33 protein-coding genes and 1 tRNA gene are annotated in these 25,913 nt (G+C 67.7%); 28 read left to right on the top strand and 6 right to left on the bottom strand.

Annotated features, from left to right (window positions below):
* The first annotated feature begins 1 nt into the window (after position 1).
* From ABCU91_RS13110 to ABCU91_RS13070, 9 genes are all read left to right on the top strand, one after another.
* Positions 2-142: a hypothetical protein gene (locus tag ABCU91_RS13110; protein ID WP_413354033.1), complete on the top strand. Its 141-nt coding sequence runs from the start codon at positions 2-4 to the stop codon at positions 140-142.
* A 16-nt stretch (positions 143-158) separates the two neighbouring features.
* Entirely contained in the window at positions 159-641 is a 483-nt protein-coding gene (locus ABCU91_RS13105) for a hypothetical protein (RefSeq protein ID WP_413354031.1), read from the top strand.
* Positions 625-1,032 (top strand): DUF6093 family protein, encoded by a 408-nt coding sequence (locus tag ABCU91_RS13100; RefSeq protein WP_413354030.1) that lies wholly within the window; start codon positions 625-627, stop codon positions 1,030-1,032. Before ABCU91_RS13105 ends, ABCU91_RS13100 begins: the two co-directional genes overlap by 17 nt.
* A gap of 9 nt (positions 1,033-1,041) precedes the next feature.
* Positions 1,042-1,449: a hypothetical protein gene (locus tag ABCU91_RS13095; protein WP_413354029.1), complete on the top strand. Its 408-nt coding sequence runs from the start codon at positions 1,042-1,044 to the stop codon at positions 1,447-1,449.
* Positions 1,446-1,865: a hypothetical protein gene (locus tag ABCU91_RS13090; RefSeq protein ID WP_413354028.1), complete on the top strand. Its 420-nt coding sequence runs from the start codon at positions 1,446-1,448 to the stop codon at positions 1,863-1,865. The genes ABCU91_RS13095 and ABCU91_RS13090 overlap by 4 nt, the downstream gene beginning before the upstream one ends.
* Before the next feature lie 14 nt (positions 1,866-1,879).
* Entirely contained in the window at positions 1,880-2,110 is a 231-nt protein-coding gene (locus tag ABCU91_RS13085; protein ID WP_413354027.1) for a hypothetical protein, read from the top strand.
* Between the two features lie 117 nt (positions 2,111-2,227).
* Positions 2,228-2,719, top strand: a complete 492-nt coding sequence (locus ABCU91_RS13080; protein WP_413354026.1) for a hypothetical protein — start codon at positions 2,228-2,230, stop codon at positions 2,717-2,719.
* Positions 2,720-2,798: 79 nt separating this feature from the next.
* On the top strand, positions 2,799-3,191 hold the full coding sequence (locus ABCU91_RS13075; RefSeq protein ID WP_413354024.1) for a hypothetical protein: 393 nt from the start codon (positions 2,799-2,801) through the stop codon (positions 3,189-3,191).
* Between the two features lie 74 nt (positions 3,192-3,265).
* Positions 3,266-3,571, top strand: coding sequence for a hypothetical protein (locus ABCU91_RS13070; RefSeq protein WP_413354023.1), 306 nt, complete (start codon positions 3,266-3,268; stop codon positions 3,569-3,571).
* Here ABCU91_RS13070 and ABCU91_RS13065 read toward each other — a convergent pair.
* Entirely contained in the window at positions 3,568-3,741 is a 174-nt protein-coding gene (locus ABCU91_RS13065; RefSeq protein ID WP_413354022.1) for a hypothetical protein, read from the bottom strand. The genes ABCU91_RS13070 and ABCU91_RS13065 overlap by 4 nt on opposite strands.
* A gap of 72 nt (positions 3,742-3,813) precedes the next feature.
* On the opposite strand from ABCU91_RS13065, the gene ABCU91_RS13060 reads away from it, so the two are divergent.
* The 10 genes from ABCU91_RS13060 (at position 3,814) to ABCU91_RS13015 (ending at position 15,634) form a co-directional block, all read left to right on the top strand.
* Positions 3,814-7,608, top strand: coding sequence for a phage tail tape measure protein (locus tag ABCU91_RS13060; RefSeq protein ID WP_413354020.1), 3,795 nt, complete (start codon positions 3,814-3,816; stop codon positions 7,606-7,608).
* Between the two features lies 1 nt (position 7,609).
* The gene (locus ABCU91_RS13055) at positions 7,610-9,790 is read left to right on the top strand and encodes a hypothetical protein (protein WP_413354018.1); all 2,181 of its coding nucleotides are present in this window, start codon (positions 7,610-7,612) and stop codon (positions 9,788-9,790) included.
* On the top strand, positions 9,787-10,827 hold the full coding sequence (locus ABCU91_RS13050) for a hypothetical protein (RefSeq protein ID WP_413354017.1): 1,041 nt from the start codon (positions 9,787-9,789) through the stop codon (positions 10,825-10,827). Before ABCU91_RS13055 ends, ABCU91_RS13050 begins: the two co-directional genes overlap by 4 nt.
* Positions 10,824-11,312: a hypothetical protein gene (locus ABCU91_RS13045; RefSeq protein ID WP_413354016.1), complete on the top strand. Its 489-nt coding sequence runs from the start codon at positions 10,824-10,826 to the stop codon at positions 11,310-11,312. The genes ABCU91_RS13050 and ABCU91_RS13045 overlap by 4 nt, the downstream gene beginning before the upstream one ends.
* 1 nt (position 11,313) lies before the next feature.
* Positions 11,314-11,484 carry a hypothetical protein gene (locus ABCU91_RS13040; RefSeq protein WP_413354015.1) on the top strand — a complete coding sequence of 57 codons (171 nt, stop codon included), beginning with the start codon at positions 11,314-11,316 and terminating at the stop codon, positions 11,482-11,484.
* Positions 11,481-12,353: a hypothetical protein gene (locus tag ABCU91_RS13035; protein WP_413354014.1), complete on the top strand. Its 873-nt coding sequence runs from the start codon at positions 11,481-11,483 to the stop codon at positions 12,351-12,353. Before ABCU91_RS13040 ends, ABCU91_RS13035 begins: the two co-directional genes overlap by 4 nt.
* Before the next feature lie 143 nt (positions 12,354-12,496).
* Positions 12,497-12,820: a hypothetical protein gene (locus ABCU91_RS13030; protein WP_413354013.1), complete on the top strand. Its 324-nt coding sequence runs from the start codon at positions 12,497-12,499 to the stop codon at positions 12,818-12,820.
* Entirely contained in the window at positions 12,820-13,290 is a 471-nt protein-coding gene (locus ABCU91_RS13025; RefSeq protein WP_413354012.1) for a hypothetical protein, read from the top strand. The genes ABCU91_RS13030 and ABCU91_RS13025 overlap by 1 nt, the downstream gene beginning before the upstream one ends.
* Positions 13,287-13,616, top strand: coding sequence for a hypothetical protein (locus ABCU91_RS13020; RefSeq protein WP_413354011.1), 330 nt, complete (start codon positions 13,287-13,289; stop codon positions 13,614-13,616). Before ABCU91_RS13025 ends, ABCU91_RS13020 begins: the two co-directional genes overlap by 4 nt.
* A 2-nt stretch (positions 13,617-13,618) precedes the next feature.
* The gene (locus tag ABCU91_RS13015) at positions 13,619-15,634 is read left to right on the top strand and encodes an SGNH/GDSL hydrolase family protein (RefSeq protein WP_413354010.1); all 2,016 of its coding nucleotides are present in this window, start codon (positions 13,619-13,621) and stop codon (positions 15,632-15,634) included.
* Between the two features lie 25 nt (positions 15,635-15,659).
* Here the strand turns inward: ABCU91_RS13015 and ABCU91_RS13010 are convergent, their stop codons facing one another.
* Entirely contained in the window at positions 15,660-15,821 is a 162-nt protein-coding gene (locus ABCU91_RS13010; protein ID WP_413354009.1) for a hypothetical protein, read from the bottom strand.
* A gap of 121 nt (positions 15,822-15,942) precedes the next feature.
* On the opposite strand from ABCU91_RS13010, the gene ABCU91_RS13005 reads away from it, so the two are divergent.
* Positions 15,943-16,224, top strand: a complete 282-nt coding sequence (locus tag ABCU91_RS13005; RefSeq protein ID WP_413354008.1) for a hypothetical protein — start codon at positions 15,943-15,945, stop codon at positions 16,222-16,224.
* 192 nt (positions 16,225-16,416) lie between these two features.
* Positions 16,417-16,605 carry a DUF3263 domain-containing protein gene (locus ABCU91_RS13000; protein ID WP_413354007.1) on the top strand — a complete coding sequence of 63 codons (189 nt, stop codon included), beginning with the start codon at positions 16,417-16,419 and terminating at the stop codon, positions 16,603-16,605.
* A gap of 163 nt (positions 16,606-16,768) precedes the next feature.
* On the opposite strand, the gene ABCU91_RS12995 is transcribed toward ABCU91_RS13000, so the two are convergent.
* The gene (locus ABCU91_RS12995; RefSeq protein ID WP_413354006.1) at positions 16,769-16,954 is read right to left on the bottom strand and encodes a hypothetical protein; all 186 of its coding nucleotides are present in this window, start codon (positions 16,952-16,954) and stop codon (positions 16,769-16,771) included.
* A gap of 296 nt (positions 16,955-17,250) precedes the next feature.
* On the opposite strand from ABCU91_RS12995, the gene ABCU91_RS12990 reads away from it, so the two are divergent.
* The gene (locus tag ABCU91_RS12990) at positions 17,251-17,709 is read left to right on the top strand and encodes an HNH endonuclease signature motif containing protein (RefSeq protein ID WP_413354005.1); all 459 of its coding nucleotides are present in this window, start codon (positions 17,251-17,253) and stop codon (positions 17,707-17,709) included.
* Between the two features lie 67 nt (positions 17,710-17,776).
* On the opposite strand, the gene ABCU91_RS12985 is transcribed toward ABCU91_RS12990, so the two are convergent.
* Positions 17,777-17,849 (bottom strand) — tRNA-Arg (locus ABCU91_RS12985).
* A 71-nt stretch (positions 17,850-17,920) separates the two neighbouring features.
* On the opposite strand from ABCU91_RS12985, the gene ABCU91_RS12980 reads away from it, so the two are divergent.
* The gene (locus tag ABCU91_RS12980) at positions 17,921-18,646 is read left to right on the top strand and encodes an NUDIX hydrolase (protein WP_413354004.1); all 726 of its coding nucleotides are present in this window, start codon (positions 17,921-17,923) and stop codon (positions 18,644-18,646) included.
* Here the strand turns inward: ABCU91_RS12980 and ABCU91_RS12975 are convergent.
* Positions 18,634-19,626 carry a DUF2510 domain-containing protein gene (locus ABCU91_RS12975; protein WP_413354003.1) on the bottom strand — a complete coding sequence of 331 codons (993 nt, stop codon included), beginning with the start codon at positions 19,624-19,626 and terminating at the stop codon, positions 18,634-18,636. The two genes, ABCU91_RS12980 and ABCU91_RS12975, sit on opposite strands and share 13 nt — an antisense overlap.
* 132 nt (positions 19,627-19,758) lie before the next feature.
* On the opposite strand from ABCU91_RS12975, the gene ABCU91_RS12970 reads away from it, so the two are divergent.
* Complete coding sequence (locus ABCU91_RS12970) at positions 19,759-20,403, top strand: NAD(P)-dependent oxidoreductase (protein WP_413354002.1); 645 nt, start codon at positions 19,759-19,761, stop codon at positions 20,401-20,403.
* A gap of 12 nt (positions 20,404-20,415) precedes the next feature.
* Here ABCU91_RS12970 and ABCU91_RS12965 read toward each other — a convergent pair whose 3' ends face one another.
* Positions 20,416-21,207 (bottom strand): SGNH/GDSL hydrolase family protein, encoded by a 792-nt coding sequence (locus tag ABCU91_RS12965; RefSeq protein WP_413354001.1) that lies wholly within the window; start codon positions 21,205-21,207, stop codon positions 20,416-20,418.
* 100 nt (positions 21,208-21,307) lie between these two features.
* On the opposite strand from ABCU91_RS12965, the gene ABCU91_RS12960 reads away from it, so the two are divergent.
* From ABCU91_RS12960 to ABCU91_RS12945, 4 genes are all read left to right on the top strand, one after another.
* Positions 21,308-22,132: a transglutaminase-like domain-containing protein gene (locus ABCU91_RS12960; protein WP_413354000.1), complete on the top strand. Its 825-nt coding sequence runs from the start codon at positions 21,308-21,310 to the stop codon at positions 22,130-22,132.
* Between the two features lie 63 nt (positions 22,133-22,195).
* The gene (locus tag ABCU91_RS12955; protein ID WP_406923688.1) at positions 22,196-23,368 is read left to right on the top strand and encodes an ATP-binding protein; all 1,173 of its coding nucleotides are present in this window, start codon (positions 22,196-22,198) and stop codon (positions 23,366-23,368) included.
* A gap of 30 nt (positions 23,369-23,398) precedes the next feature.
* Positions 23,399-25,066: an arginine--tRNA ligase gene (locus ABCU91_RS12950; protein ID WP_413353999.1), complete on the top strand. Its 1,668-nt coding sequence runs from the start codon at positions 23,399-23,401 to the stop codon at positions 25,064-25,066.
* Position 25,067: 1 nt separating this feature from the next.
* Positions 25,068-25,844 carry an LmeA family phospholipid-binding protein gene (locus ABCU91_RS12945; RefSeq protein WP_413353998.1) on the top strand — a complete coding sequence of 259 codons (777 nt, stop codon included), beginning with the start codon at positions 25,068-25,070 and terminating at the stop codon, positions 25,842-25,844.
* Positions 25,845-25,913: the final 69 nt, after the last annotated feature.

Below are 25,913 nucleotides of genomic sequence, written 5' to 3'. Positions count from 1 at the left end.
CGTGGCGACGTACACACACGGCACCTCCGGGGTGAAGGTGTCCGTCGCCGACGGCAAGGAGCTCGGGCCCGAATGGGTCCCCGAGACCGACGAGGACAAGAAGCCGCGCAGCCCGCGCGGGAAGAAGACGGACGAGTCCTGACAGAACGGGGGCGGCCATGGCCATCACACCAGCAGAAATCGCGGTGCCGCTTGGCGTGGACGCCCCCGAACAGGACTCCATCCAGTGGCAGCAGTGGGCGCTGTGGATCTCCGACGCAGAGATGCTCATCGATGCCCGCATCGAGAAGCTCGACGCGGACGAGCCCGGCGACGCGAAGCGCGACTACGTCGTCCGCGAGGCTGTCGTCTCCCACATCAACAAGCCCGACGACGCGACGCAGGTCACCGTGTCCGTCGACGACGGGCAGACCTCGAAGTCGTACCGGTCCGGCAAGGGCCGCGTCACGATCATCGACGAATGGTGGGCCCTCCTCGGGCTCACCGAACCCGACGGCGCGTTCTCGATCGACCGAGTCGGGTTCGGGTCCCGACACGTCCCGTGGTGCTCGCTCCGCATGGGCGCGAGCTACTGCTCCTGCGGCGTCGACATCGCCGGCAAGCCCATCTACGAAGGCGGCAGCGATGACGCTGGGCTCTGACATCGAGGCGGCCCTCCCCGCGCTGCGCGCCGAGGCCAAGTCCCGCATGAAGGAGACCGTCACCGTCGGGTCGTTCACCGATTCGACGGACCCCGACACGATGCAGCCGGTCCGCACCCTCGTCACCGAGCGGTACACCGGCAAGGCGCGTCTGCGGTACGGGTCGCTGACGGCCGCCTCCACCGCGACCGGATCGGATCAGATCGCGCAGCCGATCGTCGTGCAGACCCCCTACCTGTCCGTGCCGTGGGGGACACCGCGGCTGTTCGAAGGCGACGAGGTCCGAGTCGACGACTCGCGGAACCCGCTGCTGCCCGGCCGGACCTACCAGGTCGCCGGGAACGGTGTCGGCGAGACCGCGCACCGGTACCCGCTCACCGAGCTGTCCTAGGAGGTCACCGTGGCCGACGACTTCCACGAGCTGTACGAGCTCGCCGCCGACCTGACGAGCGCCCCGCCGGAAGCGAACCGGAACATACAGAAGGCGCTCGAGGTCACCGCCCGCGGCATCAAGGACGACTGGCGGCAGGGCGCCGGAGTGAACTCGGGCGAGAAGAACGTCGCGAACGCGTACTCCAACTCCATCGACTACGACATGGCGCTGACGAGCACGTCGATCGAGGCCCAGATCGGCCCGAACCTCGACCGCAGAGGCGGCAGCGCAGGCTTTCTCGAAGACGCGCCCGGCGGCGTCGCATCCGCGCCACAGCATGCCGGCCGCGACGCGCTCGACGCGAACGAGGAGGACTTTGTTCGCGGAGCCGAGATCGCGATCTTCGATGCGCTGACGAAGGCGGTCGACGGATGAAGGCCGAGTTCGAGGCGCTCCTCGCGCACGAGAAGACCGCACCGAAAATCGGCTCACAGATCGAGACCGTCGTCCGCGTGAACGCCGACGGGAAGCCGGTGCGGGCGAACTACGTCGTGCTGTCCCCGACAGTACCCAACCTCGACGACGAGCGGTGGACATCGGCGCAGCACGCGGACTCCACGCGCCGCTTCCGCTGCGACATCCGCTTCGTCGCCGTCGACACGATCGGCCTGCTGGGCATGGTCGAGATCATCCACGCGCACACCATCGGCCACGTCCTCGACGTCCCCGGCCGCACGTGCAGCGCCATCCGGCTACTGCAGGGCGTAGAGGAGGGGCGCGTCAGATTCGACCGCGCATCTCAGCTCGTATATCTCGACGAGACGATCGAATTCACGTCCCAGAGAGCCTGAACGAAGGAGTCAGCATGTTCATCCGCGTGAAGTCGGCGAAACGCCGCGACCCGCAGCACAAGTTCGACGTCTCGGAGGAGGTCGTCGCCGCGCATCCTGAGCGGTACAAGGTCGTCGATCCGGTACCGGTTCGGGCCCCACGCCCCACTGAATACGCGAAGGGCGTCGAGGAAGCGCCGACGACGATCTCGGCAGTCGACCTGCCGATGCACACCACGGATCCGGTGATCGAAGACGTGCAGTAACCACCTACCTGCAGATGGAGTCTCCCAGCGATGGGGGCCTCCTCTGTTTGCCCTGGACCACCCCGGTGCAGGGTTTCGAAGCCCCTCCGAGGGGCCCGTCCTCAAGGAGAGAACGAAATGGCAGAATCCGAAGTTCCTGCCGGCCAGGCAGCTGACGGTTTCGGCAAGGTGCTCTGGGTCCCGGCGATCGCCAACCCGGCGGCACCTACCGTGGCCGAGCTCGAAGCTGGCACGGTCGTGGACATCACGTACTCGCTCGTCGGTGACGGTTTCCGTCACGACATCACCGAGAACGAGATCACCGTCAACCGCTACACCCTGAAGCAGCAGCTCGGCCTTCCCGGCACCCGCGCCGACTCGCTCGAGCTCCAGTACGTCACCGGTTCGCCGGCCGATGAAGAGCTCACGCAGGGCCTGTCCGGCTTCATCGTGCAGCGCCTCGGCGTCGCGAACGAGGCCGACTTCGCTGCCGCGCAGAAGGTCGACGTCATCCCGGTCACGACGGGCATCCAGCGGAAGGTCGCCCCGGCGACCAACACGGAGCTGCAGAAGGTCCAGCGCATGTACGTCCGCGGTTCGGTCCGCGACGACGTGGCGATCGCGGCCTGACGTACCCCCTGACCCCGGGGGCGGGGTATCTCACCGCCCCGTCCCCGGTCCTTCCCATGGTGAGAACGAAGGGTGAGACATGACCTTGCAGGAGAAGATCGCGAAGGCGCAAGCGCAGTTCGCGGAAATACAGCCGACCGTGGTGAACGTGGAAGTCGGCGGGGAGCTGACGGTGCTCACGATCCGCCCGATCGTGGGAGGTGAATGGCAGGACATCATCGCCACGCACCCGCCGCGTGTGGGCGCTGACGGGGACGAGACGGTCGGCTACAACACGGACGCGGTAGCCGTGGACTACCCGGTTGAAGCTGTCACCGTTGACGGCGAAACCCCATCTTCCGAAGACTGGCGCGAGATGCTTTCGGTACTGTCCGCCCCCAACCGGACCAACATCGCGACGATCCTGTACAAGCTGAACCACCTCGACCCGGCGATCCGATTGGTCGAGGCGGGAAAAGCCTTCAAGGGCTGACGGGCGAGGTTGTCCGTGCAGCCCGCGAGCTGGGTGTCGCCCCGTCTCGTCTGCTGGGTCGCGAACCGGCGACGGTGACCACCTACGAATGGGACGGGCGCCGGATGGTGCGTGCGGTGACGGTGCGTGAGCCCGAGTTCACCGAGCGCGACCGGCTTCTGATCCTCGCGCAACGCCGCGACGACGACCAGCCGCGCAACTCGCATGGCGTGTTGATGGCAGAGGCCACTGACCCGGCGAACGCGAACGCGTACGAGCCCGTCGGGCCTACCGTCGACTTCTCCGAAGCGACCATCGTGCACGCGCAGGAAAAGTACGCGAGGGACTGGCCCGATGCTGACACCGCCGGGCACCTGTGGGGTGTGCGGCGTAAGGGCTAGCGGATGCGCTTATAGGCGAGCAGGACCAGTCCTGCGATGGCGACGGCGGCTGCCCCCACGACGGACCAGTACAGCGCCATGTCCCGCAGTAGCGCGGTGAAAAGGGCCCCGGCGAGCAAGCCGACGACGATCAGCGCTGGCCCCCAGTAGCCCAACGCTTTATCACTCATGCGCCCGAGCATAGCCGGTCGTCACAACGAAGCCCCTGCCTGCTGGCGGGGGCTTTCGCATTGGAGGTTCATGTGGCTGACCGGGTAGTGAAGGTCACTCTGCGCGCGATGGTGCAGGAGTACAACGCGTCGATGCTGAAGGCCGCGCAGGCCACGAAGACGGTTGGCACAGAGGCGGAGAAGCTCGCGCAGCGGCGGCAGTCATTCGAGCAGCTTGGACGCGCGGCGATGACCGCCGGGGGGCTGATGGCCGCCGGCGTGGGTCTCGCGGTGAAGAAGTTTGCTGACTTCGACCAGGCGATGTCGAACGTCGCTGCGACCGGCGAGGACGCCCGGAACAGCCTGGACGCGCTCCGTGACGCTGCGATCGAGGCGGGCGCCCGCACGGTGTTCTCGGCTACGGAGTCGGCGAACGCGATCGAGGAGATGGCGAAGGCTGGCATTTCGGCCGCGGACATTCTCGGTGGTGGCCTGAACGGTGCTCTAGACCTCGCTGCGGCGGGTGGCCTGGGTGTCGCTGAGGCGGCCGGTATCGCGGCTACGACTCTGCAGCAGTTCAAGCTGCAGGGCGGCCAGGCCTCGCACATCGCCGATCTGCTGGCTGCAGGTGCGGGTAAGGCGATGGGTGATGTGTCCGACCTGGGTCAGGCACTTAACCAGTCGGGCCTTGTCGCCAACCAGTTCGGTCTGTCCGTTGAGGAAACGGTGGGTACTCTGTCGGCCTTCGCGTCGGCGGGCATGCTCGGTTCCGACGCTGGCACGTCGATGCGCACGATGCTGCTGCGCCTGGCGAACCCGACGAAGGAAGTCACCGATCTGATGGCGAGCCTCGGGATCGAGGCGTACGACAGCCAGGGCCAGTTCGTTGGTCTCGCGGGACTTGCAGGTGAGCTGCAGACGTCCTTGTACGGGATGTCGGAGCAGCAGAAGCAGACGACTCTCGCGATGATCTTCGGTCAGGACGCGATCCGTGGTGCGACGATCCTCCTCGAAGAGGGCGCTGGCGGCATCCAGAAGTGGACCGACCGGGTCAACGATCAGGGATATGCAGCGGAGACTGCAGCAACACGCCTCGACAACCTCAAGGGCGACATCGAGGCACTGGGCGGCGCGTTCGACTCCGCGATGATCAGCATGGGCGAGGGGGCCAACGGACCTCTGCGGTTCCTGGTCCAGTCTCTGACGGAGCTGGTTGACGGGTTCAACGGTCTCCCCGACTGGGCGCAGCAGTCTGCACTCGGGGTCGGCGCACTCACCGGTGCCGCCGGTATCGCCGCAGGTGCGTTCTTCCTCGCGGTCCCGAAAATCGCGGAGTTCAACGCTGCGCTTGCAGATCTGGGCCCTCGTGCCCAGAGGGCAGGCCGGGGTGTCGCAGCACTCGCTCGAGCGGGAGCGTTGGCGGCAGGTATCGGGCTGGTCGCTGTAGGGGTGAACGAGCTTTCCGAGGCGATCTCGCGGAGCCTTCTTCCTTCGGTGGAGCAGGTAGACGCAAAGATTCGGTCCGCCAAGTCGGGCGTGGAGCTGTTCTCTGCGGCTCTGTTCAAGGAGGGCTTGGGCCCGAAGGACGCAGCACTGCTGATGTCCAACTTGGGCGATGAGTTGGACCGCGTCGCGGACAGCTCATTCTGGAAGCCTGCGAGTACTTCTGGTACCGCAGTGACAGTTGCCAACGAGCTCGCGAAGATCGCGGACTCGGGCGACATGGCGGCCTTCTCCGAGCAGTTCCGTCGGCTCGCTGAGGATGCAGACCTCACTGAGCGGCAGCTGCGGACGTTCATCAAGGCGAACCCGGAGTTGCAGGACGCCCTGTTGCGGCAGGCGTCAGCGACGGGCACCGCTACGGACGTGCAGTCGCTCCTCAACATGGCGATGGGTGAAACCCCGCCTGCGACGCGGGCGAACACTGATGCGATGCGCGCCCTCGCCGGTCAGGCTGAGGCTACGGGCGACGAGGTCGAAGGTCTGGCTGATCAGATCCGCGCGTTCGGATCAGCGACGCTGGACACCCGCGACGCGCAACGCCAGTTTGAGCAGTCGTTCGACGATCTCGCGGATTCGATCAAGGACAACGGCAAGTCGCTCGACATCGGCACGCAGAAGGGTCGCGAGAACCAGGCGGCGATCGACGAACTGGCGAAGTCGACCTACGACTACGCCGCCGCGATCTACGAAGAGACGGGCAGCCAGGAGGAAGCCAACAAGGTCATCGCGAAGGGTCGTCAGCGGCTCATCGAGATGCTCGGCCAGTTCAACATCACCGACGACGCGGCCGAAGCGTACGCTGACCAGCTCGGACTCATCCCGGACAACGTCGACACGGCTGTTCGCATCGAGACGGACGGCGCGCAGGGCGCGATCAACCGTCTCATCTCGGCCAACAACAACCGACGCATCACGCTGAACGTCGTCACCAACGAGTCGACCGTTCGATTCAACAACGGGAACGTGGCAACGTCGCGTGCGACGGGCGGCGCGATCCTGGGTCCGGGTACGGCGACGTCCGATTCAATCCCGGCAATGCTGTCGAACGGTGAGCACGTCCTGACCGCGGCTGACGTGGTCGCGATGGGCGGGCAGGCCGGGGTGTACCGGTTCCGCGAGATGCTGCGAGCTGGCGACATGCCGAAGTTCGCGACGGGCGGCGCGGTCAGGATCGATCGTTCCGAGCTCGTCGACTGGCAGAAGGCATGGCGTCGAGGCGAAGTCCGATCCGACGCGATGAACGGCAACGCTCTGCGCCTCGTGGATCAGCTGTTCGACATCGCGGCGAGCATCGGCGGGAAGTACGGCGCCACCCTGAACCGGGAGGCCCGTCGCTCCGAGAGCGCGTTCCGGGGGCTCGAGCGGTCCTCCGTGGCAGCCGAGAAGAGAGTCGAGACCCTTTCGGACCGTGTGTCTGACCTGAAGGACTCGGCGTCGAGCATGGCGTCCCGTGTCTCCTCGGCGATCCGGTCGTTCTTCGACATCGGTGCGCTCGCAACGACGAAGACGGTCACGACTGGAACGTCGTCGGCCAGAGTGGTCAACGGCATCACGATCGCCGGCGCGGGGGTCACGACGTCCGAAGTGAGCTCGACGACGGCGGGGTCCATCCGGTCATCGCTCGGCGCTTCTGCGTCCCGCATCAAGGGCTACGCCGAGAAGCTGAAGCGCCTCGCGAGCAAGGGCATCAACGCTGCCCTCCTCGAAGAGCTCGCATCCCTGGGTGTGGAGAAGGGTGAGCCGATCACGGACGCCCTTCTCACCGCATCGAAGTCGGACATCTCGGCAATCAACAAGTCGTACGCCGAGATCGGGAAGTACTCGGACGCCGCGGGCAAGACCGTCGCGGACGCGAACTTCTCGAAGCTGATCACCGCTGCGGAGAAGCAGCTGCGGGACGCGAAACGGAACGCTGACTCGATCGAGCGGAAGCTCGAGAAGGAAGCAACCCGGATCATCAACACGATCAACCGGGCCCTGATCGTCGGCACATCGACCCCTGTCAAGAAGAAGGCGGCTGGTGGGCCGATCTACGGTCCGGGTACCTCCACGTCGGACAGCATCCCGGCGCTTCTCTCCAATGGGGAGAACGTGTGGTCTGCGGCTGATGTGCGTGCCGCTGGTGGCCAGGCGGAGGTCGAGCGGCTCAAACGGCTCCGGTACCTGACGCCTACCCCAGCCCGGTTCGCCTCGGGCGGGCCCGTTGGGGCAGGGACGTCTGCACCTCAGCCGATCGCCGCAGTAGTCACGCCCGAGAGCGCTCGACTCATTGCGGACGAGGTGGCAAGCCGGACGGGCGCTGCGGCAGGTGCAGCACTCCGGGAAGTTCGCTCGGCAGATGCCCGGGACGCCGTGATGGCCGCTGCGCGCGGCGTGAGGAGCTGACATGGCGACCAGAAGGTTCTCCGGGAACTCGAACTACGAGCTTGACGCGTACTCGACAGTTTCCGGCTCGACGATCACGGTGGTCGTCCGGGTCCGGAAACTGTCGGGGTTCGGGTACTGGGTCGCTGACGGGCAGGACTATACCGTCGTCATCGACGGGTCGACGTACAACGGCGAGTGGACGTACGACTTCCGGTCGACGACGCTCGAGAGCGTCACGACCCGGTCGAAGTCGGGCATGGCGCCGGGCTCGAAGTCCTGGTCGGTGACGGTGAAGATGTCTTCGGGCATCGGATCCGCGTCCCTCAGCGGCTCGGCGACGATCCAGCCGAACCTGCCGTCCGCACCGTCGATCGGCACGCCGGCACGGAACTCGGACTCGTCAATCACGGCGAACTGGTCTCGGAACGCGTCGGTCTCCGCACCGTACGATTCGCAGCAGGTGCAGCGGAGCGTGTTCACGGGCTCATGGAGCGATTACACGACGGTTGCGACCATCGGGACGAAGTACACGTCCGGTGGCTCCCAGTCCCGGGCTGACACCACCACGGTCGCGAACCGGGCATACCGGTACCGGATCCGTGCGGTCAACTCGCGCGGATCCGCGACGTCAGGGATCACCCCGGTGGTCTACATGACGCCCGGGATGCCGTCGGCGGTGAAGGCGGCGAAGACCGCCACTGGCGGAATCTCCCTCATCGTGACGCAGACGGTCCCGTGGGCGTCTCAAACGGAGATCCAGCGGAGCATCGACGGCGGAGCGACATGGGCGGCACTCGCCACCCTCGCAGCAGGCACGAACACGTACACGTGGGGTTCCCCGCCTGCGGGGGAGACCGTGACGTTCCGTGCTCGCGCGGTGAACCCCACCGGCGTGATCGGTTCCGGGCTGGCGTCAGGGTGGCGGGTCTCAAACGCGGTTCCTCTTGCGGCTCCACCTTCCGCACCGTCGAAGCTGGACCCGAACGGTGTCGCGTTCGACGGTGACACGGACCGGACCCTGACGTGGCAGCACAACTCGAACGACACCTCCGACCAAGAGGCGTACGAGCTCGAGTGGCGTGCCGCTGGTGAGACGACATGGAACACCACCGGGAAGATCACCGCCGGGAGCGCGTCTCGAGCCTTCCCCGCAGGGTCGTTCCTGAACGGAACCTCGTACGAGTGGCACGTGCGCACCTGGGGTATCCACCCCAATGCGGGGCCGTACTCCGCGACCGCGACGTTCACAGCGTCCGCCCCGCCCTCGGTGACGATCACAGCCCTTGCGGGCGTGCTCGGCGCATCCCTGGTGAACGCCGAGTGGGAGTACTTCGACGAGGAGAGCACCGCGCAGTCCGCGTGGGAAGCGGTCCTCATGGCCGCGGGCGACGACATCGAATCCCTCAGCGGGTCCGGTCCGAGCACGTCGGCGACGTTCACGACACGGCTCACCGATGCGACCGAGTACCAGGTGCGGGTCCGGGTTCGGGATGGGGCTTCGTTGTGGTCCGAGTGGGACACGGTCACGTTCTCGACCGATTTCCCGCCGCCGCCGAAGCCGAGCATCTCGCTGTCGTGGGATGCGGAGCAGGGTGCGGTGATCGCAGAGGTGACCAACCCCGAACCGGCAGGTTCCGAGGTGCCCGCCGTGTCGAACGACCTGTACTGGTCGATCAACGGTGGTGAATGGCGTCTCGCAGTCACGGGGGCGATGCTCAACACCGCCACCGCCGATCGGACGGCGCCCGTCGGAGTCACGATCGCCTACAAGGCCGTCGCTTGGTCCGACCTGCCCTCCTCGGTGGAGAGCGACGTCGCGACGATCATGACGCCGAACGAGATCGGCTACTGGTCGGCGAGCGACGGGCAGACCGTTCCCATGGAATACGGGAACGGTGACGGGCCCCGCGTCGACTTCACCGCTGGGATGGCCGAGAAGACCCTGCACTACTTCGCCGGCCGTTCCCTGCCGATCGAAGTGGTGGGGACTGCGCGATCCCGCGTCGGCTCCGTCACCTTCATGGTCGCCACCCGCGACCAGCTGAACAGCATCCGTGCCATGCAGTACCTCCCGGCACCTCACCTCATCCGCATCCCCGATGGAACACTCCTGTTCTGCTCCGTCGGGGAGGTGAGCGAGAGGCGCGTCCACGACGACCTGTACGGCATCAGCTTCACAGCGACGGAGGTGTCTCAGTGAGCCTCACCGGGCACCGCGTCGAATCCGTCCGTGTCGAACGCCTCAACCGGGCGGAGGAGTCCCTCGGAGACCTTGACGGGATCTCCGGGGGCTCCCTCACCTGGGAAGCATCCGCGGACCTCCCCGCCGGTGGGAACCTGCAGCTCGTCGACATCGGGCAGACGATCAACTACTCCTCCGACCGAGTGCGGATCTGGTGGTCCGTGGTCGGTGTCGCGGAGTGGCCTCTGGGTGTGTACGTCCTCGCCGCACCGACGGAGGCGCACACAGACGCAGAGGTCACGCGTGCGATCGCGTTGATCGACAAGCTCACCGTGATCCGTGAAGACGTGATCACCGAGACGCTGCAGATCGCGAAGGACGCGAACATCGTGGCCGCGGCCGTCGCGCAGCTGCGGGCGACGGGGGAGGCGCGGGTCTCCGCGACCGACTCGTCGAAGACCCTGACGAACGCGATGACCTGGGATCCGGGTACGTCCCGGCTGCAGGTCGTGAATGATCTGCTCGCCGCGGCCGGGTACGCGGCGCTGTGGACGGACCGGAATGGGATGTTCCGGGTGGAGCCGTTCGTCGAGCCCGCGCAGCGCCCCGTGGTGTGGGACTTCACCGAGGGCGAGACGTCGATCCACTCCCCGAACTGGGAGTACGAGCTCTCACTGTGGGAGGCGTCGAACAAGGTCGTCATGACCTCGCAGGCCAACGACGCGGGAACGGTGTTCCTCGCCTCGGTGGTCGACGCGAACCCGCTGTCGCCGACGTCGACCGTATCGATGGGTCGAACCCTCAACCCGATCGTCGTGGAGAACGTGGAAGCGTCCAGCCAGGCCGACCTCGAGTCGCAGGCCCTGCGTCGGCTGATGGAGACGTCGAACGTCGCCGGGAAGGTCCGGGTCTCGCACGCACCCGTTCCGGTCTGGTTCAACGACGCAGTCACGTTCGCTTCCGGCGGCCGGCAGATGCGCGCCGCGGTGTCGCGCATGTCCCTTGACCTGCGCCCGGGCGCGCTGGTGTCCGCGGAGTGGAGGGAGACCCCGTGAACCCATGGGAACCTGTGCTCGCGCAGGTGCAGAAGCTGAAGGACCAGGTCACTGCGCTCCCGTCGATCCGTGAAGCGACCGTGACGTCGGTGTTCCCGGTGTCGGTGCGGTTCGACACGGACGAGGCGAGCGTGGACGCGTACGCGTCGATCTCACCTGGGCTCGCCGTGGGGGACCGGGTGCTGACCGTCCGCCTGGCGCGGTACCTGTGGGTGCTTGGCCGCCGCGGTGGCACTCCCGATCTGCGGGGTGCGGAATCGATCACCGTGGGGCCGGGGGAGACCGGGTCGGTGACGATCATGTTCCCCGTCGGCTACTTCCAGGTCGCGCCGCTCGTGTTCACGACGCTGCGCACAGCAACCCCGCAGGACAGCCGCTCGAGCACGAACATCCCGACGACGGCGGGCGTCACGCTCTACGTCTACAACGACGCGGTCTCCACCCTCACCCGCACGGTGTCGTGGCACGCAATCCAGGGAGGGTGACGTGGATCCCGAACCTCTCCCGGTGATGGCGGTGACCTGCCGCACGACCGGATGCCGCAACGAAGGCATCACCGTCGAGCTCCCGTGCAGCGACACCGTCCGTTGCCACGCCTGCGGGCACCTCGTCACCGACATGGATGAGCCGATCGAAGATCCCGGAGGTGAAGCGTGAACATCACGACCTTCTACGCCGTCGCGATGTGGACCCTGCGCTACTGGGCGTGGGGCGCGGGCTACACGATCGTGAAGAACCGGCACATCGGTCTCGACATCGGCACCGGCCGACGCGCGATCGACGTCCCCGCGATCTGGGGCGGCAAGGTCGTCCGCGTCATCCGCACCCAATCCATGGGATTCGTGATCGTCCTCGACACCGGGCTCCCAGGTGCGCAGCGGTACCACTCGTACTGCCACATGAGCGGCGACCGCCTCCCGAAGATCAACCAGACGATCCGCCAGGGCGCGCGCGTCGGCAGGCTCGCGGCGGGCCCCGATTCGCTCCCGTTCCTCAACGTGGACTTCCCCGGATCCCTGTGGGACGGCATCCACCTGCACCTCGTGTTCTCATCGCACATCGCCGGCGCCTACACGAAAGGCACCGGGTCGGACTACGCGAACCCCGAAGAGCTCATCCGCGAAGTGCTCGCGAAGCTCACCAACCCGAAGCCGGGCACTGCGGGCGGCGGCAGCCGCCCCGTCCCCACACCGATTAGTCCTGAGGAGGACGACGACATGAAGCTCGACGACAAGCTGCCCGGGACGAACTTCACCGTCGCGGAGGCCATCACCCTGACGTTCCAGCAGAACACGCAGGGCATCCCTGGTCGGAAGACCGACGGTGAGCGGGTCCGCGCAGAGAAGCAGATCCTGGCCGAGGTCGCGGCGAACGGTGCCGCCCTCGACGCGATGGCGCGTGTCATCGAGAAGCTCTCCGGTGGCGTCGCGTCCAAGGCCGAGATCCTCGCCGCGGTGAAGAGCGAGACTAGCGCCGGCGTGAAGGCGGCGCTGAAGAACATCACGATCACGCTCGAGGCGAAGTGAGCCGCGGCGACTGGCGCACTGTCTGGCACCCTGACGCGATCCCTCTGGCAGACGGGGCAGCAGGAAGAGACCTCCGCCGGTGGGTTCTCCCAGCTCTCGACGGAGTGCTCATCCTCATGGGCATCATCGCTATCCGAAGCGGCATGCCCACCTTCGACATCATCCACAACGAAGCGATCTCGATCGTCGCCGCGTGGACGCTGACGGTCGGTGCTGTGCTCGCCCTGATCGGCGTCTGTCTGCCTCGTCTCGCGCCACTCGAGGGCCTCGGCAAAGTGGCGATCGTCGTCGTCCTTGGCGGCTACGCGACAGGACTGTGGGTCCTCGCGTGGCAGGGCGACACGGGTCGCGCGTTGACCGCTGCCGCGTACACCGGCCTCTTGGTGCTCCCGTTCTGGACTCTGATCCGTCTGGGGAGGGAACGCCGTCGACGACCGGCGAAGCACCACCGGAAGGCAGGGACCTGATGCTCCCGTGGGACACGATCATCACAGCCGCCGGCGCGCTGCTCGCTGGCGTGCTCGGGTCCTACTTCCTGTTCCGCGGGAAGCGCGTCGAGCAGGAGATCGCGGAGGGCGAGGTCGAGGCGAGCGCTGCCGACGCGTTCCTGAAGGGGCAGGCATCGTTCCAGCAGTACGTCGACGGTGTCGTGGACCAGCGCGTCAACGCGGCCGTCGCGGAACTCCGCGAGCAGCTCGAAGAGATGAAGCGGACCCTGCAGGGCGTGCGTGATGAGTCGCACGAGATGAATGTCGCCATCCGCGCCCGAGAAACGCAGCTGTGGCTGTGGAACCTCCGCAACCGTCCCGGCCCCATGCCGGAACTCCCCGAGCCCATCCTGGGCCGCCTCGGCATCGGGCACCTCCGAGCCGACGTCCTCGACGAGGACACCGAACCCCTACGCCGATTCATGCCCAAACCCGAGGAGACATCATGAACATCGCATTCACTCTCGACCCCCTCACGATCGTCCAGTTCGTGATCGCGTTCCTCCTGCCTGTCCTCGTCGGACTCGTGACCACCCGCGTCACCTCCGGTGCGATGAAGGCGTGGCTCCTCGCGGGCCTGTCGCTGGCGACGTCGTTGCTCGTCGAGCTCGCCCGCGCGCTCACGGCGGGCGAGATCTACGACCTCGGCCTCGCGCTGTTCGCTGCGCTACCCGCGTTCGTCGTGTCGGTCTCCACCCACTACGGACTGTGGAAGCCGACCGGTGTCGCCGGCGCAGCGCAGGACACCCTCATCACCGAGAACACGGAGGGCTGAGCATGCCCGTTGGCTACACCGACATCGTCGGGAAGTTCACGCGCGCTGTCGTCGACGGCCCGGACTCCGACCGCGACCCGGACCGCATCCCCATCGAGGGCCTGCAGTTCGAGTTCGCCGTCGACCTGAAGCCCGCGATCGCCCGCGACACGGTCGCGAAGGAGACGGTCTACCTCGACCCGATCCCCGCGACCACGGACGCCAACGGCGTCCTCATCGGCCCCGACGGTCTGCCCGGCATCCGGCTCACCGCGTCGGACAGCCCCGACCTCGAGCCCAACGGGTGGACGTACACCGTCACCACGAAGGGCGCCGGCCTCCCGACGGTGAAGACCACGTTCGTCACCGAGTCGGGCAAGACGCTCGACTTCTCGGACATCGTCGCGGTGCCGCCGAACCCGGGGAACCAGATCCCCGCGTGGACGGCTGTGGTCTCTCAGGCGACCACCGCGGCGGCCGAGGCGACCGAGGCGAAGACCGTCGCGGTCGCGGCCGCGGAGTCCGTGCAGCGTGATCAGCCGAACGGTGTCGCACCGCTCGGCGCGGACGCGAAGATCCCCGACGCGAAGCTCCCCGCGCGCCTCGCGGACTCTGCACTTACGGCCAAGATAGGCGAAGCGATTTCTGCTCGTCTTGGCGCGGTGAGCGCGGATGACGTCTTCCGAGCCTTGGATATGGCCGATCCGAGTCGCATCGTCGTCGCGTGCGCCGGAGACTCTACCGGGGACAGCTCAATCGAATGGTTCGCCCGCGCGTGGCGAACACGTATGGCACTCACGTGGCCTCGACGCCAGGCAGAGTACCGTCAGTGGGTCGTGGCGAACACGGCCTATGATCCTGCGGTGCAGTGGCAGGCCGGGGGCACTCCTGCGCGTCCGGAAGTTCCTGGGACGCCCACTCCGGATCAGGACACGTTCCTCGACACGTTTACGCGGTCCGTCACCGACTTGGCGGGGACTGCCCCCGAGTACGGGGCGGGATCGTTCGCGGCAACATCGGGGACTTGGTCCGCCGATGGGTCAGCTGCGGTCCGCATCGGCTCTGGGAGCTCTGTGCTCCTTGGGCGTACGACTGGCAAGCAGACCCCCGACGGCGTCTGGCGTGCTCGCGTCTCCGCAGACTGGTCGCAAGGAGGCACGACGACCTTCCGTGGTGCTGCCGCCGCGCAGTCTCAGAACCACCTCCAGATCGCTCTCGCCCCCCTGACCTCTGCCGCGCAGGCGAAGCTCCAGAAGAACATTGCTGGCACGGTTACCGATTTGGCTACCTTCCCGGCTGACGTCATCCCGCTTAGCGTTACTGCGCTCGACCTCGAGATCAAGATCGAGGGCACCTCGGTCACAGCATCGGTCAACGGTGTACAGGTGACTGGCGTTTTGTCGTCGTCCGACGTATCCACCCTCACGAATGCGCTCTACATCGGAGTCGCCACAGCGTTGATCGGGCTGCGGATTGACCGTATGCAGGCAACAGGCGTCAAGATCGCGGGCGGTAGTCCCGCCGTCCCCGCCGTCCCCGCAGATGGCGGGCCGCTGGTGGCCTACAACGCTTCGGTAGCGGGATCAACGGCCGAGAAGCAGATCGAGTATCTCGATCAGATGTTCCCTGAGCGGCCTGATCTGCTCTTCATCAACCATGGCCACAACTACGTCTCTACGGTGACGACGGAGCAGTACCTGGAATCGATCGATGCTCTGGTTGCGGCAGTGCGACAGAAATACGACTCACAAATCCCAGTGGTCGTGCTCTCCCAGAACCCGAGGTTCGCCCCCGCGCCACGAGTAGAGCAGCATCGCACCCGGCAGATTGCCCTGCGCGCACACGCTCTCAACAACGGCTGGGGCTACATTCCGTCGTTCGAGGCGTTCCTGGCTCAGCCAGACGGTGGGGTGTCATTCGTCCACACAGACGGCGTGCACCCAACCGGAGTCGCAGACGACATGATCCCCACGGGGGCGAAACTGCAGGCGGAGACGGCGAGCGGGTGGCTTCGATCGTGGAGCAAACTACCGGACTAACGCGGGCCAGGCTGAGACTTCCGGGTCAGTCTCGGAGCGCAGCATTGAGCGCTTCTGCATAGTCGGCCGCGATCTCGTCTAGTTCGCGGCCGACTGGGATGCCCAAGCCGGCGGACAGTTCCTTCGCGTCCTTTGCGGCGGAGTACTCCAGGGTCAGGTCCAGCAGCTTGCGGGCGTCAGAAGTCATGGCGGAAATGCTACTGGCCCGACACCGTCCACATGAACACGAAAGTACAGAACGCCCCCGATGCCTTCCGAGGTGGTCGGGGGCGTTCTGTCGTGTCCGAGGCAAGTGACACGATCCTCCTGTGACTGACTGGCACCCGATGCTTGCCGCTGAGGAGAACCCTCCCGGCGTGTGGACGATGCTCGCCCCATTCGACGAGCCCTACGGTCGCGTGGAGATCCGTCGCGACGGTGACCATGTCTTCTATCGGTCCTGGTTCCGCGACACCGAACTCGTCCCCAAGCCCACGCTGCGAGCCGCGACCATGCTCGTCCACCGTGCCTACATCGCGACCCTCTCGCCAGGACCGCCACCGGGCGGCATCTACCCGAACCTCAAGGGCGGCTTAGGCTCGAGCACGTGACCGCTGATGAGTTCGACGCAGCCGCGACACCTGCGTGCCCCTCGTGCGGAACGGTGATGCGCGACGTGGACAGTGGCTACGAGTGCGCCTGGGACGGCACGACAATTGACGTCCCGTGGGTTGAACGGCCGCGCGGGAGAGACGAGCTCCCCAGTATCCGGTGATGTCCGACCCCCTCGGCAGACTAAGGGGATGCTGTCCGACGCCACCCTCCTCGACTTCGAAGCCCGCCACCCCGGCCACCCGGGGCACAAGCAGCAGGCCATCGAAACGGAGCTCGGCATCACCGCAGCCCGGTATTACCAGCTCGCGATCCGTGCGGCGCAGTCGCTTGAGGGAATGGCGCACGATCCGATCACGGCTCGGCGGCTACTTCAGTAGGTCGCGGTTCCGCTTTACGTAGCGCTCAAGGGACGCACGCACCTCGGCGCTGACATCCTCGCCTTTCGCCGCGGCGACCTTCTGTGCGTCGGCCCAAAGGTCGTCAGCGATCCGGATGGACCGGATGGGGGTGCGGGGCTTGTTCGGCACGCGGACCATTGTGTCAGCCATCGGCATCCTCCCGATCGCGTCGGCGGTCGGCATCGACGTAGCCGGTGGCGTATCCCGCTTCGTAGCCCTGCTGGTATGCGCTCCGAGCGATGGGGAAGACGAGACGTTCCCAGAGCCCTCGGGGGCGGGAAAGAACGTGGGCGCTGACGGCGCGCTTCATCTGCTGGTAGCCGGTCATGAAGCCGTCTCCTGCCCATGTGGGGTGATGTGGTCGTGTCCGCCGTTCGCGGGTTGGCATGCACAGGGGCGACGAGGCGTCGCGCCGCAATCGGTCCCGCTCCGCAGCAGATCAGGTGTGCAATGAGCCCATCCCACGACGACCGGCTCCGCGGAGTTTTCAGAAAGCTTTACGGAACCCTTCACTCCATCCGGGGTGAGGAGCGACGTCATCTGCTGCGATGTGCTGCGCGATCCATCCATTGTGTCCATACACCAAGCCTAGCGGGTGTCAGTACACCGCGCTACCCTAGGTGTATGGACACCATCAATGCACAGTGGCAGAGCAAGGCGCGTGGTTACCTAGCTAGCAGATACCGAACCACCGACACCGGATGCTGGGAGTGGTCGCAATCGTGCAGCGACAACGGGTACGGCAAGGCGAAGTTCCAGCAGGTGCAGGTCAGCGCTCACCGCCTCTCCTACATGGCACACGTTGGACCGATCCCGGAAGGGATGGCGCTAGATCACCTCTGCATGAACAAGCGCTGCGTCAACCCTGAGCATCTTGAGGCCGTGACCCCGCGAGTCAACAGCCGGCGAGCGGTGTACGCCTACCTCGGGCGCAACTACACGCTGTGCTTCACCGGGCGCGGTCTGTGGCAAGCCGCCTACGAGCTCGGCGGCCGACCGCGCCGCCGCAAGCACTTCCGGTCGAAGGACCGCGCCGAGGCAGTGCGGAAGGTCGAATCCTTCATCGCGGATCTTGTTCCGTGAGAGGCTTTGGATGCACCAATGGATGCAAACTGGGGAGCCGGTTTCCCGACTCCCCAGTGTTTACCTGTGCCCCCGGAGGGATTCGAACCCCCGACTTCTGGTACCGGAAACCAACGCTCTATCCCCTGAGCTACGGAGGCGTACCGATCGAGACTATCACCGGTCCAGCCGCTCTCGCGCCCACCCGCAGCCCGTCGCATAGCCTGATCCCATGACCCTGTCCGCGCCCGTCCCCGCCGCCCGGGCGCAGCTGCAGCAGGTGGTCGAATCGACAGCGAGCGGCGCGGTCCAGCCCGGTTTCGAGATCCTTCGCGCGCTGCCCGAGGTGCCGGACGCGCGAGCAGCCGCGGTCCTCATCCTCTTCGGCGCCCTCGACGACGTGCCCGCCGATCGGGAGTCTCCGGCACGCGCCGTCTCTCGCGACCTCGACGTGCTGCTCCTGTCGCGGGCCGAGACGCTCCGGTCGCATCCGGGTCAGGTCGCGTTCCCGGGTGGGCGGGTGGATGACGAGGATGCCGACGCGGTCGCGGCATCCCTCCGAGAGGCGCGGGAGGAGACCGGACTCGACGTGGCAGGCGTCGACGTCCTCGGCACTCTCGAGCCCATCCCGCTCGAGTACTCGCGCCACCTCGTCACCCCGGTGCTCGCCTGGTGGCGGCGTCCCTCGCCGGTCCACGTGGTCGACGAGGCGGAGTCGGCCGACGTCTTCCGCGCGCCCGTCGCGGATCTGCTCGATCCGGCGCACCGCGGGGTGACCGTCGTCCGGACCGATCGCGGCGAGTTCCGCGGTCCCGCCTTCCTGATCCCGACGACGCGGGGCGACCGGCTCGTCTGGGGGTTCACCGCGATGATCCTCGACGGCTTGTTCTCGCGGCTGGGATGGACCGAGCCGTGGGACCGGGACCGCGTCATCCCGCTCCCGGGTCAGAACGCGTAGTAGCCCGCCAGGTCGGTCAGCAGGAGGTCCGTCGCGTCCTCCGGGACGAGATACGCCACGATGCCGGTGGCGCTCTCGCCCTCGGCGATCGTCCCCGCGTCGCGCAGCAGCGTCGTGTCGTCGTCCGGGACGACGAAGGCGTAGGGGTAGACCCCGCCGTCGACGGTCGCGAGGGAGAGGTCGTACGTCGGGAACGACGCCGGCAGGCCAACGGAGTCCGTGCTCGTGACGGTCATCTCGACGAGGACGTAGCGGTACCCGTCGGTGCCGCCGCCATTGAGCGAGCTCCAGGAGAGCACCTCCTCGGTGGCATCCTCGTCGACGATGCGGACCTCTGCGGTGTACTCCGTCCCCGACGCCGTCTCGCGGACGTACGGCAGGGAGAGCGGCTCGGCGATCGATCCCGGACCCGTCTCGGGCGCGTAGGGCTCGAGCTCCGGGGCGGTCGGCGTGCCGGGGTCCTCCGGTGCCGAGCCGTACTCGTCGCCGCTGTCGTAGCTGTAATCGTCGGCGGGAGGGTTCCAGACGAACGACAGGACGGAGAACGTCATGAGGCAGGCCAACACGAGGCCGACCCCCGAGAGGACCGTTCCGGTGAGCGCCAGAGGCTTCGGCTGACGGCGGACGAGCGCGATCGCACCGAAGACGGCACCGGCGAGAGCGATGACGAATCCGAGGAAGGGTATCCAGCCGAGGACGATCGCTGCGATGCCGAGGGAGAGCGCGGTGACGCCGAGAGCCACGGGCCGGGACGGCGGCAGAGATCCACCGGGGTAGGGCGGGTACCCGGACGGCGCGCCCGGCGCCGACGCGTACGGCGGCAACATCGGGCCGGCGGGGGAGGAGGGGATGCCGGGGGCTCCCGGCGTGGCGGCGGGAAGGTACGCGGGTGCCGCATGCCACGCCGTTCCGTCCCAATAGCGCATCTCGTTCCCCGCGTGCGGAGCCGGGTACCACCCGGCCGGAATCGTGTCGCTCACGTCTGTCTCCCCCTCGTGTGTGGCCGCGGAAGCGGACGCGAGCCCTCTTCCACGTCGAGGGTACAAGCGCAAGGGCAGGTCGGTCGCCGGTGGGCGGACGTAACGTCGGATCCCGACGAAAGGAGCCACTTCATGGCGAACATCACGATCATCGGCGGACACGGCAAGGTCGGCCTGCTCCTCGCGCCCCTCCTGGTCGAGGCCGGGCACGACGTGACCTCCGTCATCCGGAACCCCGACCACAGTGACGACATCACCGCGACGGGGGCGACTCCGCTCGTGGCGGACGTCGCGGCATCCGGCACCGACGAGATCACCGAACTCCTCGCCGACAGCGATGCGGTCGTCTGGTCGGCCGGTGCCGGCGGCGGATCTGCGGAGCGCACCTATGCGGTCGACCGGGATGCCGCGATCCGCTCGATCGATGGGGCGGTCGCCGCCGAGGCGCGGCGCTACGTGATGGTGTCCTACTTCGGTGCCGGACCCGACCACGGTGTCGACCCGTCCGACGACTTCTTCGCCTACGCGGAGTCCAAGGCGGCCGCGGATGAGCATCTCCGCGCGGCGGAGCTGGACTGGACGATCCTCGCGCCCTCGGCGCTGACCCTCGACGAACCGACCGGACGGATCGATGCGAACGCCGAGAAGGGTTCGTCGGTCTCCCGCGCCGACGTCGCTGCGGTGGTCGCCGCGGTCCTCGCAGACCCGAGCACCATCCGGCGGACGATCTCCTTCAACAACGGCGACGAGCCGATCGCCGACGCGATCCGCGCCTGAGCGCGGTCGCCGTCAGGGGACGACGAGCGCCGGTGCATCCTCGCGGGTCGCACCGGCGTCCGTCGTGATGCTGCGTTCGTGCAGCGCGGCGAGCAGCTTCTCGGCCAGATACGTGTGACCTCGGTCCGACGGGTGCTTGCGCCCCTTGCCCGTGTCGATCATCTCGCGGTAGTTGGCACGCGTGATCCACTGCTCCTGCAGCGAGGAGATGTACCACCAGTGGCGATCGGCCGCGGCGGCCCTGAGGTCGGAGTCGATGCGGGACGTGCCCTCATCGACGGGGAACTCGTGGGGCGTCGGGCCGAAGATGACGATCTGCGCCTTCGGATAGAGCCGCTCGAAGGTGTCCCACGTCGCGTCCACGGCGTCGCGGTATCCGCGCTCGCCCTGCTGCCTGTCGTTGATGGACCCTTGGATGATGATGAGGTCGTAGTCGGCGGTCGGGTCGAGCGTCAGTGCCCGGCGGCGGAAGTCGGGCCCGTCCCACCCGGGCCTCATGTATCCCGAGCCCCGCACACCGTCGACGGTGACGTCCCATCCGCTGAGCCGGCCGAGCTGGTAGGCGTAACCGTCGGTCGGGACCGTGGCGGCGGACCCGTAGGTCCATGAATCGCCGAAGACGAGGACCTTCGCGTCGGCGGGGACGGACAGCGGCTCGATGTCGGCGATCGAGCCGACGGAAGTCGCCGCCTCGACGGTGGGCGTCGTCCGCCATGGCTGCCACGCAGACAAAGCGACGATCGCTGCCACACCGGCGGCGACGACGCCCAGCCCCCAGCTGCGGGCGCGTCGTACAGAACTCATGCGATGAGGGTAAGCGATCCCGGACGGTACGACCGCACTTGTTCACGCGACGGATACACGGACCCCGCTCGGGGTCCCCGGTGCGTGCGAGGATTGCCCGGTGCAGCGCGTCGTCAGAGCCGAACTCGACCTCCACGTCGAGGGGGAGCTCGACCTCATCCTCTCCGTTGCCGTCGCCGCGGGAGTCTCCCTCGCGCACGAACGACTCACGCTCACGCGTGACGGGCGGGAGCTCGCCCTCAGCGAGGTGACGGATGCCGCCGGTTCGCGGCTCCACCGCGTCCGCGTCGACCCGGGGCCGCTGCAACTCCGGTACGACGCCCTCGTCCACGGCGGATCGGAGGCCGTGCCCGCTTCCGATCTGGACACCGCGGTCTATCTGCGCCCCAGCCGGTACGCCCCCTCGGATTCGGTCTTCGCCCAGGCGCGGCGGCAGTTCGGCGGCCTGCGCGGCACGGACCTCCTCGCCGCCGTCGAGGCGTTCGTCGCCGAAACCGTCACCTACTCGCCGGGGCTGTCTCTCGGGACCGACTCCGCCGTGACGACGCTCGCGACGGGTCAGGGCGTGTGCCGCGACTACGCGCACCTCGTCATCGCACTGCTGCGCGCGATGGACGTCCCGGCGCGCTACGTCGCCTGCTACGCGCCGGGACTCGTCCCGATGGACTTCCACGCCGTCGCCGAGGCGTGGATCGACGGCCGGTGGCTGGTCGTCGACGCCACCCGCCTCTCGAACCGTCGCGGCCTCGTCCGGATCGCGACGGGAAGGGATGCCGCCGATTGCGCGTTCCTCAGCTATTACGGCGCGAACCTGTCGCTGCAGCGGATGCTCGTCGATGCGCGGGTCGAAGGTGAGGCCGCGGTCGTGGCCGCGGCATCCGATCCGCTGCAGGATGATCGCGCTGCACTCGTCGCGATCGGGTGACGTGCTGCGCCACCCGCTGCGTGCAGGGTCATTAGGGTGGGCTAGGAACTCGGGGAGCTGAATGTGAAGACCGCTGACGACGCCATCCGGCGCGCGATCATCGAGGACTACGGCGTGCTCGGTCGGGCGACCGAGCCCGATCTCCAGGGACTCGTCCAACTCGCTGCGACGGTGTGCAGCGTTCCGACCGCGGTCATCAACATCATCGACGACCGGTCCCAGCATCAGATCGCCGCCGTGGGCTTCGAGCCGGCCGTCTGCAGCCGTGAGGACTCGATGTGCGCCGTCGTGTTCCGCGAGCCCGGCCACACCGTGGTGCAGGATGCGACGCTCGACGACCGTTTCGCCGGGAACCCCTTCGTCACCGGTGAGGTGGCCAACGTCAGGTTCTACGCGTCGAGCCCGCTCATCACCCCGTCGGGAGTGCCGATCGGGACGGTCTGCATCTTCGACGAGGAGCCGCGCGAGCTGCCCGAGGAGGAGAGCGCAGCCCTCGCCCTCATCGCGCACCAGATCGTCGACGTACTGGAATTGCGCCGCCTGACGCGCGAGCTCGGCGAGTCCAACGAGCAGCTCGAGAACTTCGCCGCGCAGGTGGCGCACGATCTGCGGAACCCGCTGACGGCACTGACGGGCTACATCGAGCTCGCCTCGGAGGTGCCGGAGGTCGCGGAGGTGCCCGCCGCCTCCCGTGCGCTCGCGCGCGCCGAGTCGGTGGCGGACCGGATGTCGGGCATGATCGCCCGTCTGCTGGACTACGCGAGCGTGGGCGGCGCACCCATCCGCCGCTCCGCGGTGGATGTCGGCCCGCTCGTCGCATCGACGATGGAGGACCTGCGCAGCGGAGGTATCGACAACGGCGCGGACGTGACTGTCGAGGCATCCGTCCCCGTTCCGGCCGATCCGACCCTCCTCGGCGTCCTGATCCAGAACCTCGTCGGCAACGCCGTGAAGTTCGCCGGTGCAGGGGAGCGCACACCCGCCATCACGGTGACGGTCGGCGCCGTCGTCGCGGGGGTCCGCATCACGGTCGATGACAACGGGCCCGGTGTTCCGGCCGCCGAACGCGAGGTCGTCTTCGAGCCCTTGGAGCGCGGCTCGAACGTCGCCGTGCCGGGGTTCGGCATCGGCCTGGCGACGTGCAACCGGATCGTGGAGTCGCACGGTGGCCGCATGGGCATCGACGAGTCGCCCGCCGGCGGTGCTCGCGTGTGGGTCGTCCTCCCGTCGGCGTGAGGACCCCCTGAAACGTAGACTTGACGGGCTATGACTCCAGAAGCCCTCTCCGCAGCCCTTCTCGCCGTCGTCTCCCCGCTCGTGGAGGCGCGACGACCCGGCTCCGCTGAGGCGCTCACGATCGCCGACTTCCCCGTCGAGCGCCCGAAGAACCGCGACCACGGCGACTGGGCGTCGAACGCCGCCCTCAAGCTGTCGAAGCAGGTCGGCGCGAACCCGCGCGAGTTCGCGGCCGACGTCGCTGACGCGCTCGCCGCCGTCGACGGCATCGCATCGGTCGAGGTCGCCGGTCCCGGGTTCATCAACATCCGACTGGATGCCGCCGCTGCCGGCGCGCTCGCGAAGACGATCGTCGAGGCGGGCAGCGCCTTCGGTCGCGGCCGCAGCCAGGAGGGCAACACGATCAACCTCGAGTTCGTCAGCGCGAACCCGACCGGTCCCATGCACATCGGGCACACGCGCTGGGCGGCGCTCGGCGATGCGATCGCCCGCCTGCTGCTCGCCAGCGGCGCGACCCTCGTCCGCGAGTTCTACATCAACGACGCCGGCGCGCAGATGGATCGCTTCGGCCGCTCGGTGCTCGCCCGCATGCAGGGCGAGCCGGCTCCCGAGGACGGCTACGCCGGCGCGTACATCGACGACCTCGCGACGCGCGTCGCCAAGGCCGAGCCGGGCATCGCCGACCTTCCCGAGGACGAGCGCATGCCTGCGGTTCGCGACAAGGCGTACGAACTGCAGCTCGCGGAGCTCCAGGCATCCCTCGAGAAGTTCAACGTCCACTTCGACGTCTTCTTCAGCGAGCGCACGCTCCACGCCACGAAGGCGGACGGTGGCCCCAGCCTCGTCGACGAGGCCGTCGACCGCCTGCGCGCTCAGGGGCACGTCTTCGACGCCGAGGGCGCCGTCTGGGTGCGGACGACCGACTTCGGCGACGACAAGGACCGCGTCATCCGGCGCTCCAACGGCGAGTACACGTACTTCGCCGCCGACGCCGCCTACTACCTGAACAAGGGCGACCGCGGCTTCGCGCACAAGATCTACCTGCTCGGCGCCGATCACCACGGCTACGTGCATCGCCTCAAGGCCCTCGCGGGCGCGGCCGGCGACGACCCCGAGAAGGACATCGAGGTGCTCATCGGGCAGCTGGTGTCGGTCAACGGGGCGCGACTGTCCAAGCGCGCCGGCAACATCATCGAGCTCGACGACCTGCGCGAATGGCTCGGGACCGATGCGCTCCGTTACTCGCTCGCGCGCTACCCGGCGGATTCGCCGCTGACCCTCGACCCCGAGATCCTGCAGAAGCGCACGAACGACAATCCGGTCTTCTACGTGCAGTACGCCCACGCGCGCACGCACAACGTCGGCCGGAACGCCGCGGACTCCGGCGTCGCGCGCGACGCCTTCGCCCCGGAGCTGCTCACGCACGAGACCGAGTCCGCCCTTCTGGGAGCGCTGCAGGAGTTCCCGCGCCTCGTGGCCTTCGCGGCGGAGCTGCGCGAACCGCACCGCATCGCCCGCTACCTCGAGGAGCTCGCGAGCCTCTACCACCGCTGGTACGACTCGTGCCGCGTCACCCCGCTCGGCGACGAGGAGGTCACGGACGTGCACCGCACGCGCCTGTGGCTGAACGACGCGACGGGACAGGTCCTCCGCAACGGACTCGACCTGCTCGGCGTGAGCGCGCCCGAACGGATGTGACATGGCGACCGTGACCGGGGCGCGTCGCCGGCCGCGCCGGTGGATCGCCGTCGTGGTGGTCCTGGCCGTCGTGGCGGTCCTGCTGGTCGCGGCCGAAGTGGCCGCGCGTGCGATCGTGCCTCAGGTGGTCCGGTCGCAGATCGTCACCAACCTCGGGCTCGCCGAGGATCAGGAGATCGACGTCCGGATCCCGGGGCTCGTCCTGCCGCAGCTGATCGTCGGTTCCATCCCTCAGATGGATCTCACCGCCGACGACGTCGAGGTGCAGGGCGTCTCGGGTGACGTGCGCGTCGACATCCAGGACGCCCCCGTCTGGGGCGGCGGCGACTGGAGCAGCGCGAAAGCCGTCGTCGATCTCGACGAGAACCAGCTGCGGGCCGTTCTCGGCCGCGTCGACGGCTTCCCGGTCGACGCCGTGACCCTGCGACCGCCCGAGGTCGCCCTCGACACCGAGTTCTCGGTCTTCGGGGTGTCGGTTCCGCTGGGCGTCCAGCTCTCCGCTTCGGCCGAGGACGGCGACCTCGTCCTCTCCCCGACGCAGCTCCGCCTGGGCGGCGTCGACGTGTCCGCCGACGCCCTGCGCCAGCAGGTCGGCCCGCTCGCCGGGTCTTTCGCCGAGAACTGGCGGGTGTGTCTGGCCCAGTATCTGCCGCGCGCCCTGACCCTCACGGGCGTGACGATCGAGGGGCGCCACGTCTCGGCATCCTTCGACATCGACAGCGCCATCCTCCGCGACGAGGCCGCGCAGGAACCCGGTTCCTGCGCCGACGACCGCTAGCGTCACGGAGCCGGGTGGCTCCGTGACGGTGCCCTAGACTGTGGGCACCGTCGGGGCGTGGCCACACCG

It is taken from the genome of Microbacterium phoenicis (genome assembly GCF_047302325.1).
In the GTDB taxonomy this organism is placed as follows: Bacteria; Actinomycetota; Actinomycetes; order Actinomycetales; family Microbacteriaceae; genus Microbacterium.
This window is presented reverse-complemented; position numbering and strand designations above follow the sequence as displayed.

Excerpts from the sequence above, each read along its gene's own strand:
- ABCU91_RS13105 (WP_413354031.1), top strand. The coding sequence starts at position 159 with ATGGCCATCACACCAGCAGAAATCGCGGTGCCGCTTGGCGTGGACGCC.
- ABCU91_RS13100 (WP_413354030.1), top strand. The coding sequence starts at position 625 with ATGACGCTGGGCTCTGACATCGAGGCGGCCCTCCCCGCGCTGCGCGCC.
- ABCU91_RS13090 (WP_413354028.1), top strand. The coding sequence starts at position 1,446 with ATGAAGGCCGAGTTCGAGGCGCTCCTCGCGCACGAGAAGACCGCACCG.
- ABCU91_RS13085 (WP_413354027.1), top strand. The coding sequence starts at position 1,880 with ATGTTCATCCGCGTGAAGTCGGCGAAACGCCGCGACCCGCAGCACAAG.
- ABCU91_RS13080 (WP_413354026.1), top strand. The coding sequence starts at position 2,228 with ATGGCAGAATCCGAAGTTCCTGCCGGCCAGGCAGCTGACGGTTTCGGC.
- ABCU91_RS13075 (WP_413354024.1), top strand. The coding sequence starts at position 2,799 with ATGACCTTGCAGGAGAAGATCGCGAAGGCGCAAGCGCAGTTCGCGGAA.
- ABCU91_RS13065 (WP_413354022.1), bottom strand. The coding sequence starts at position 3,741 with ATGAGTGATAAAGCGTTGGGCTACTGGGGGCCAGCGCTGATCGTCGTC.
- ABCU91_RS13055 (WP_413354018.1), top strand. The coding sequence starts at position 7,610 with ATGGCGACCAGAAGGTTCTCCGGGAACTCGAACTACGAGCTTGACGCG.
- ABCU91_RS13030 (WP_413354013.1), top strand. The coding sequence starts at position 12,497 with ATGCCCACCTTCGACATCATCCACAACGAAGCGATCTCGATCGTCGCC.
- ABCU91_RS13025 (WP_413354012.1), top strand. The coding sequence starts at position 12,820 with ATGCTCCCGTGGGACACGATCATCACAGCCGCCGGCGCGCTGCTCGCT.
- ABCU91_RS13020 (WP_413354011.1), top strand. The coding sequence starts at position 13,287 with ATGAACATCGCATTCACTCTCGACCCCCTCACGATCGTCCAGTTCGTG.
- ABCU91_RS13015 (WP_413354010.1), top strand. The coding sequence starts at position 13,619 with ATGCCCGTTGGCTACACCGACATCGTCGGGAAGTTCACGCGCGCTGTC.
- ABCU91_RS13010 (WP_413354009.1), bottom strand. The coding sequence starts at position 15,821 with ATGACTTCTGACGCCCGCAAGCTGCTGGACCTGACCCTGGAGTACTCC.
- ABCU91_RS13000 (WP_413354007.1), top strand. The coding sequence starts at position 16,417 with ATGCTGTCCGACGCCACCCTCCTCGACTTCGAAGCCCGCCACCCCGGC.
- ABCU91_RS12995 (WP_413354006.1), bottom strand. The coding sequence starts at position 16,954 with ATGACCGGCTACCAGCAGATGAAGCGCGCCGTCAGCGCCCACGTTCTT.
- ABCU91_RS12990 (WP_413354005.1), top strand. The coding sequence starts at position 17,251 with ATGGACACCATCAATGCACAGTGGCAGAGCAAGGCGCGTGGTTACCTA.
- ABCU91_RS12980 (WP_413354004.1), top strand. The coding sequence starts at position 17,921 with ATGACCCTGTCCGCGCCCGTCCCCGCCGCCCGGGCGCAGCTGCAGCAG.
- ABCU91_RS12970 (WP_413354002.1), top strand. The coding sequence starts at position 19,759 with ATGGCGAACATCACGATCATCGGCGGACACGGCAAGGTCGGCCTGCTC.
- ABCU91_RS12965 (WP_413354001.1), bottom strand. The coding sequence starts at position 21,207 with ATGAGTTCTGTACGACGCGCCCGCAGCTGGGGGCTGGGCGTCGTCGCC.
- ABCU91_RS12950 (WP_413353999.1), top strand. The coding sequence starts at position 23,399 with ATGACTCCAGAAGCCCTCTCCGCAGCCCTTCTCGCCGTCGTCTCCCCG.
- ABCU91_RS12945 (WP_413353998.1), top strand. The coding sequence starts at position 25,068 with ATGGCGACCGTGACCGGGGCGCGTCGCCGGCCGCGCCGGTGGATCGCC.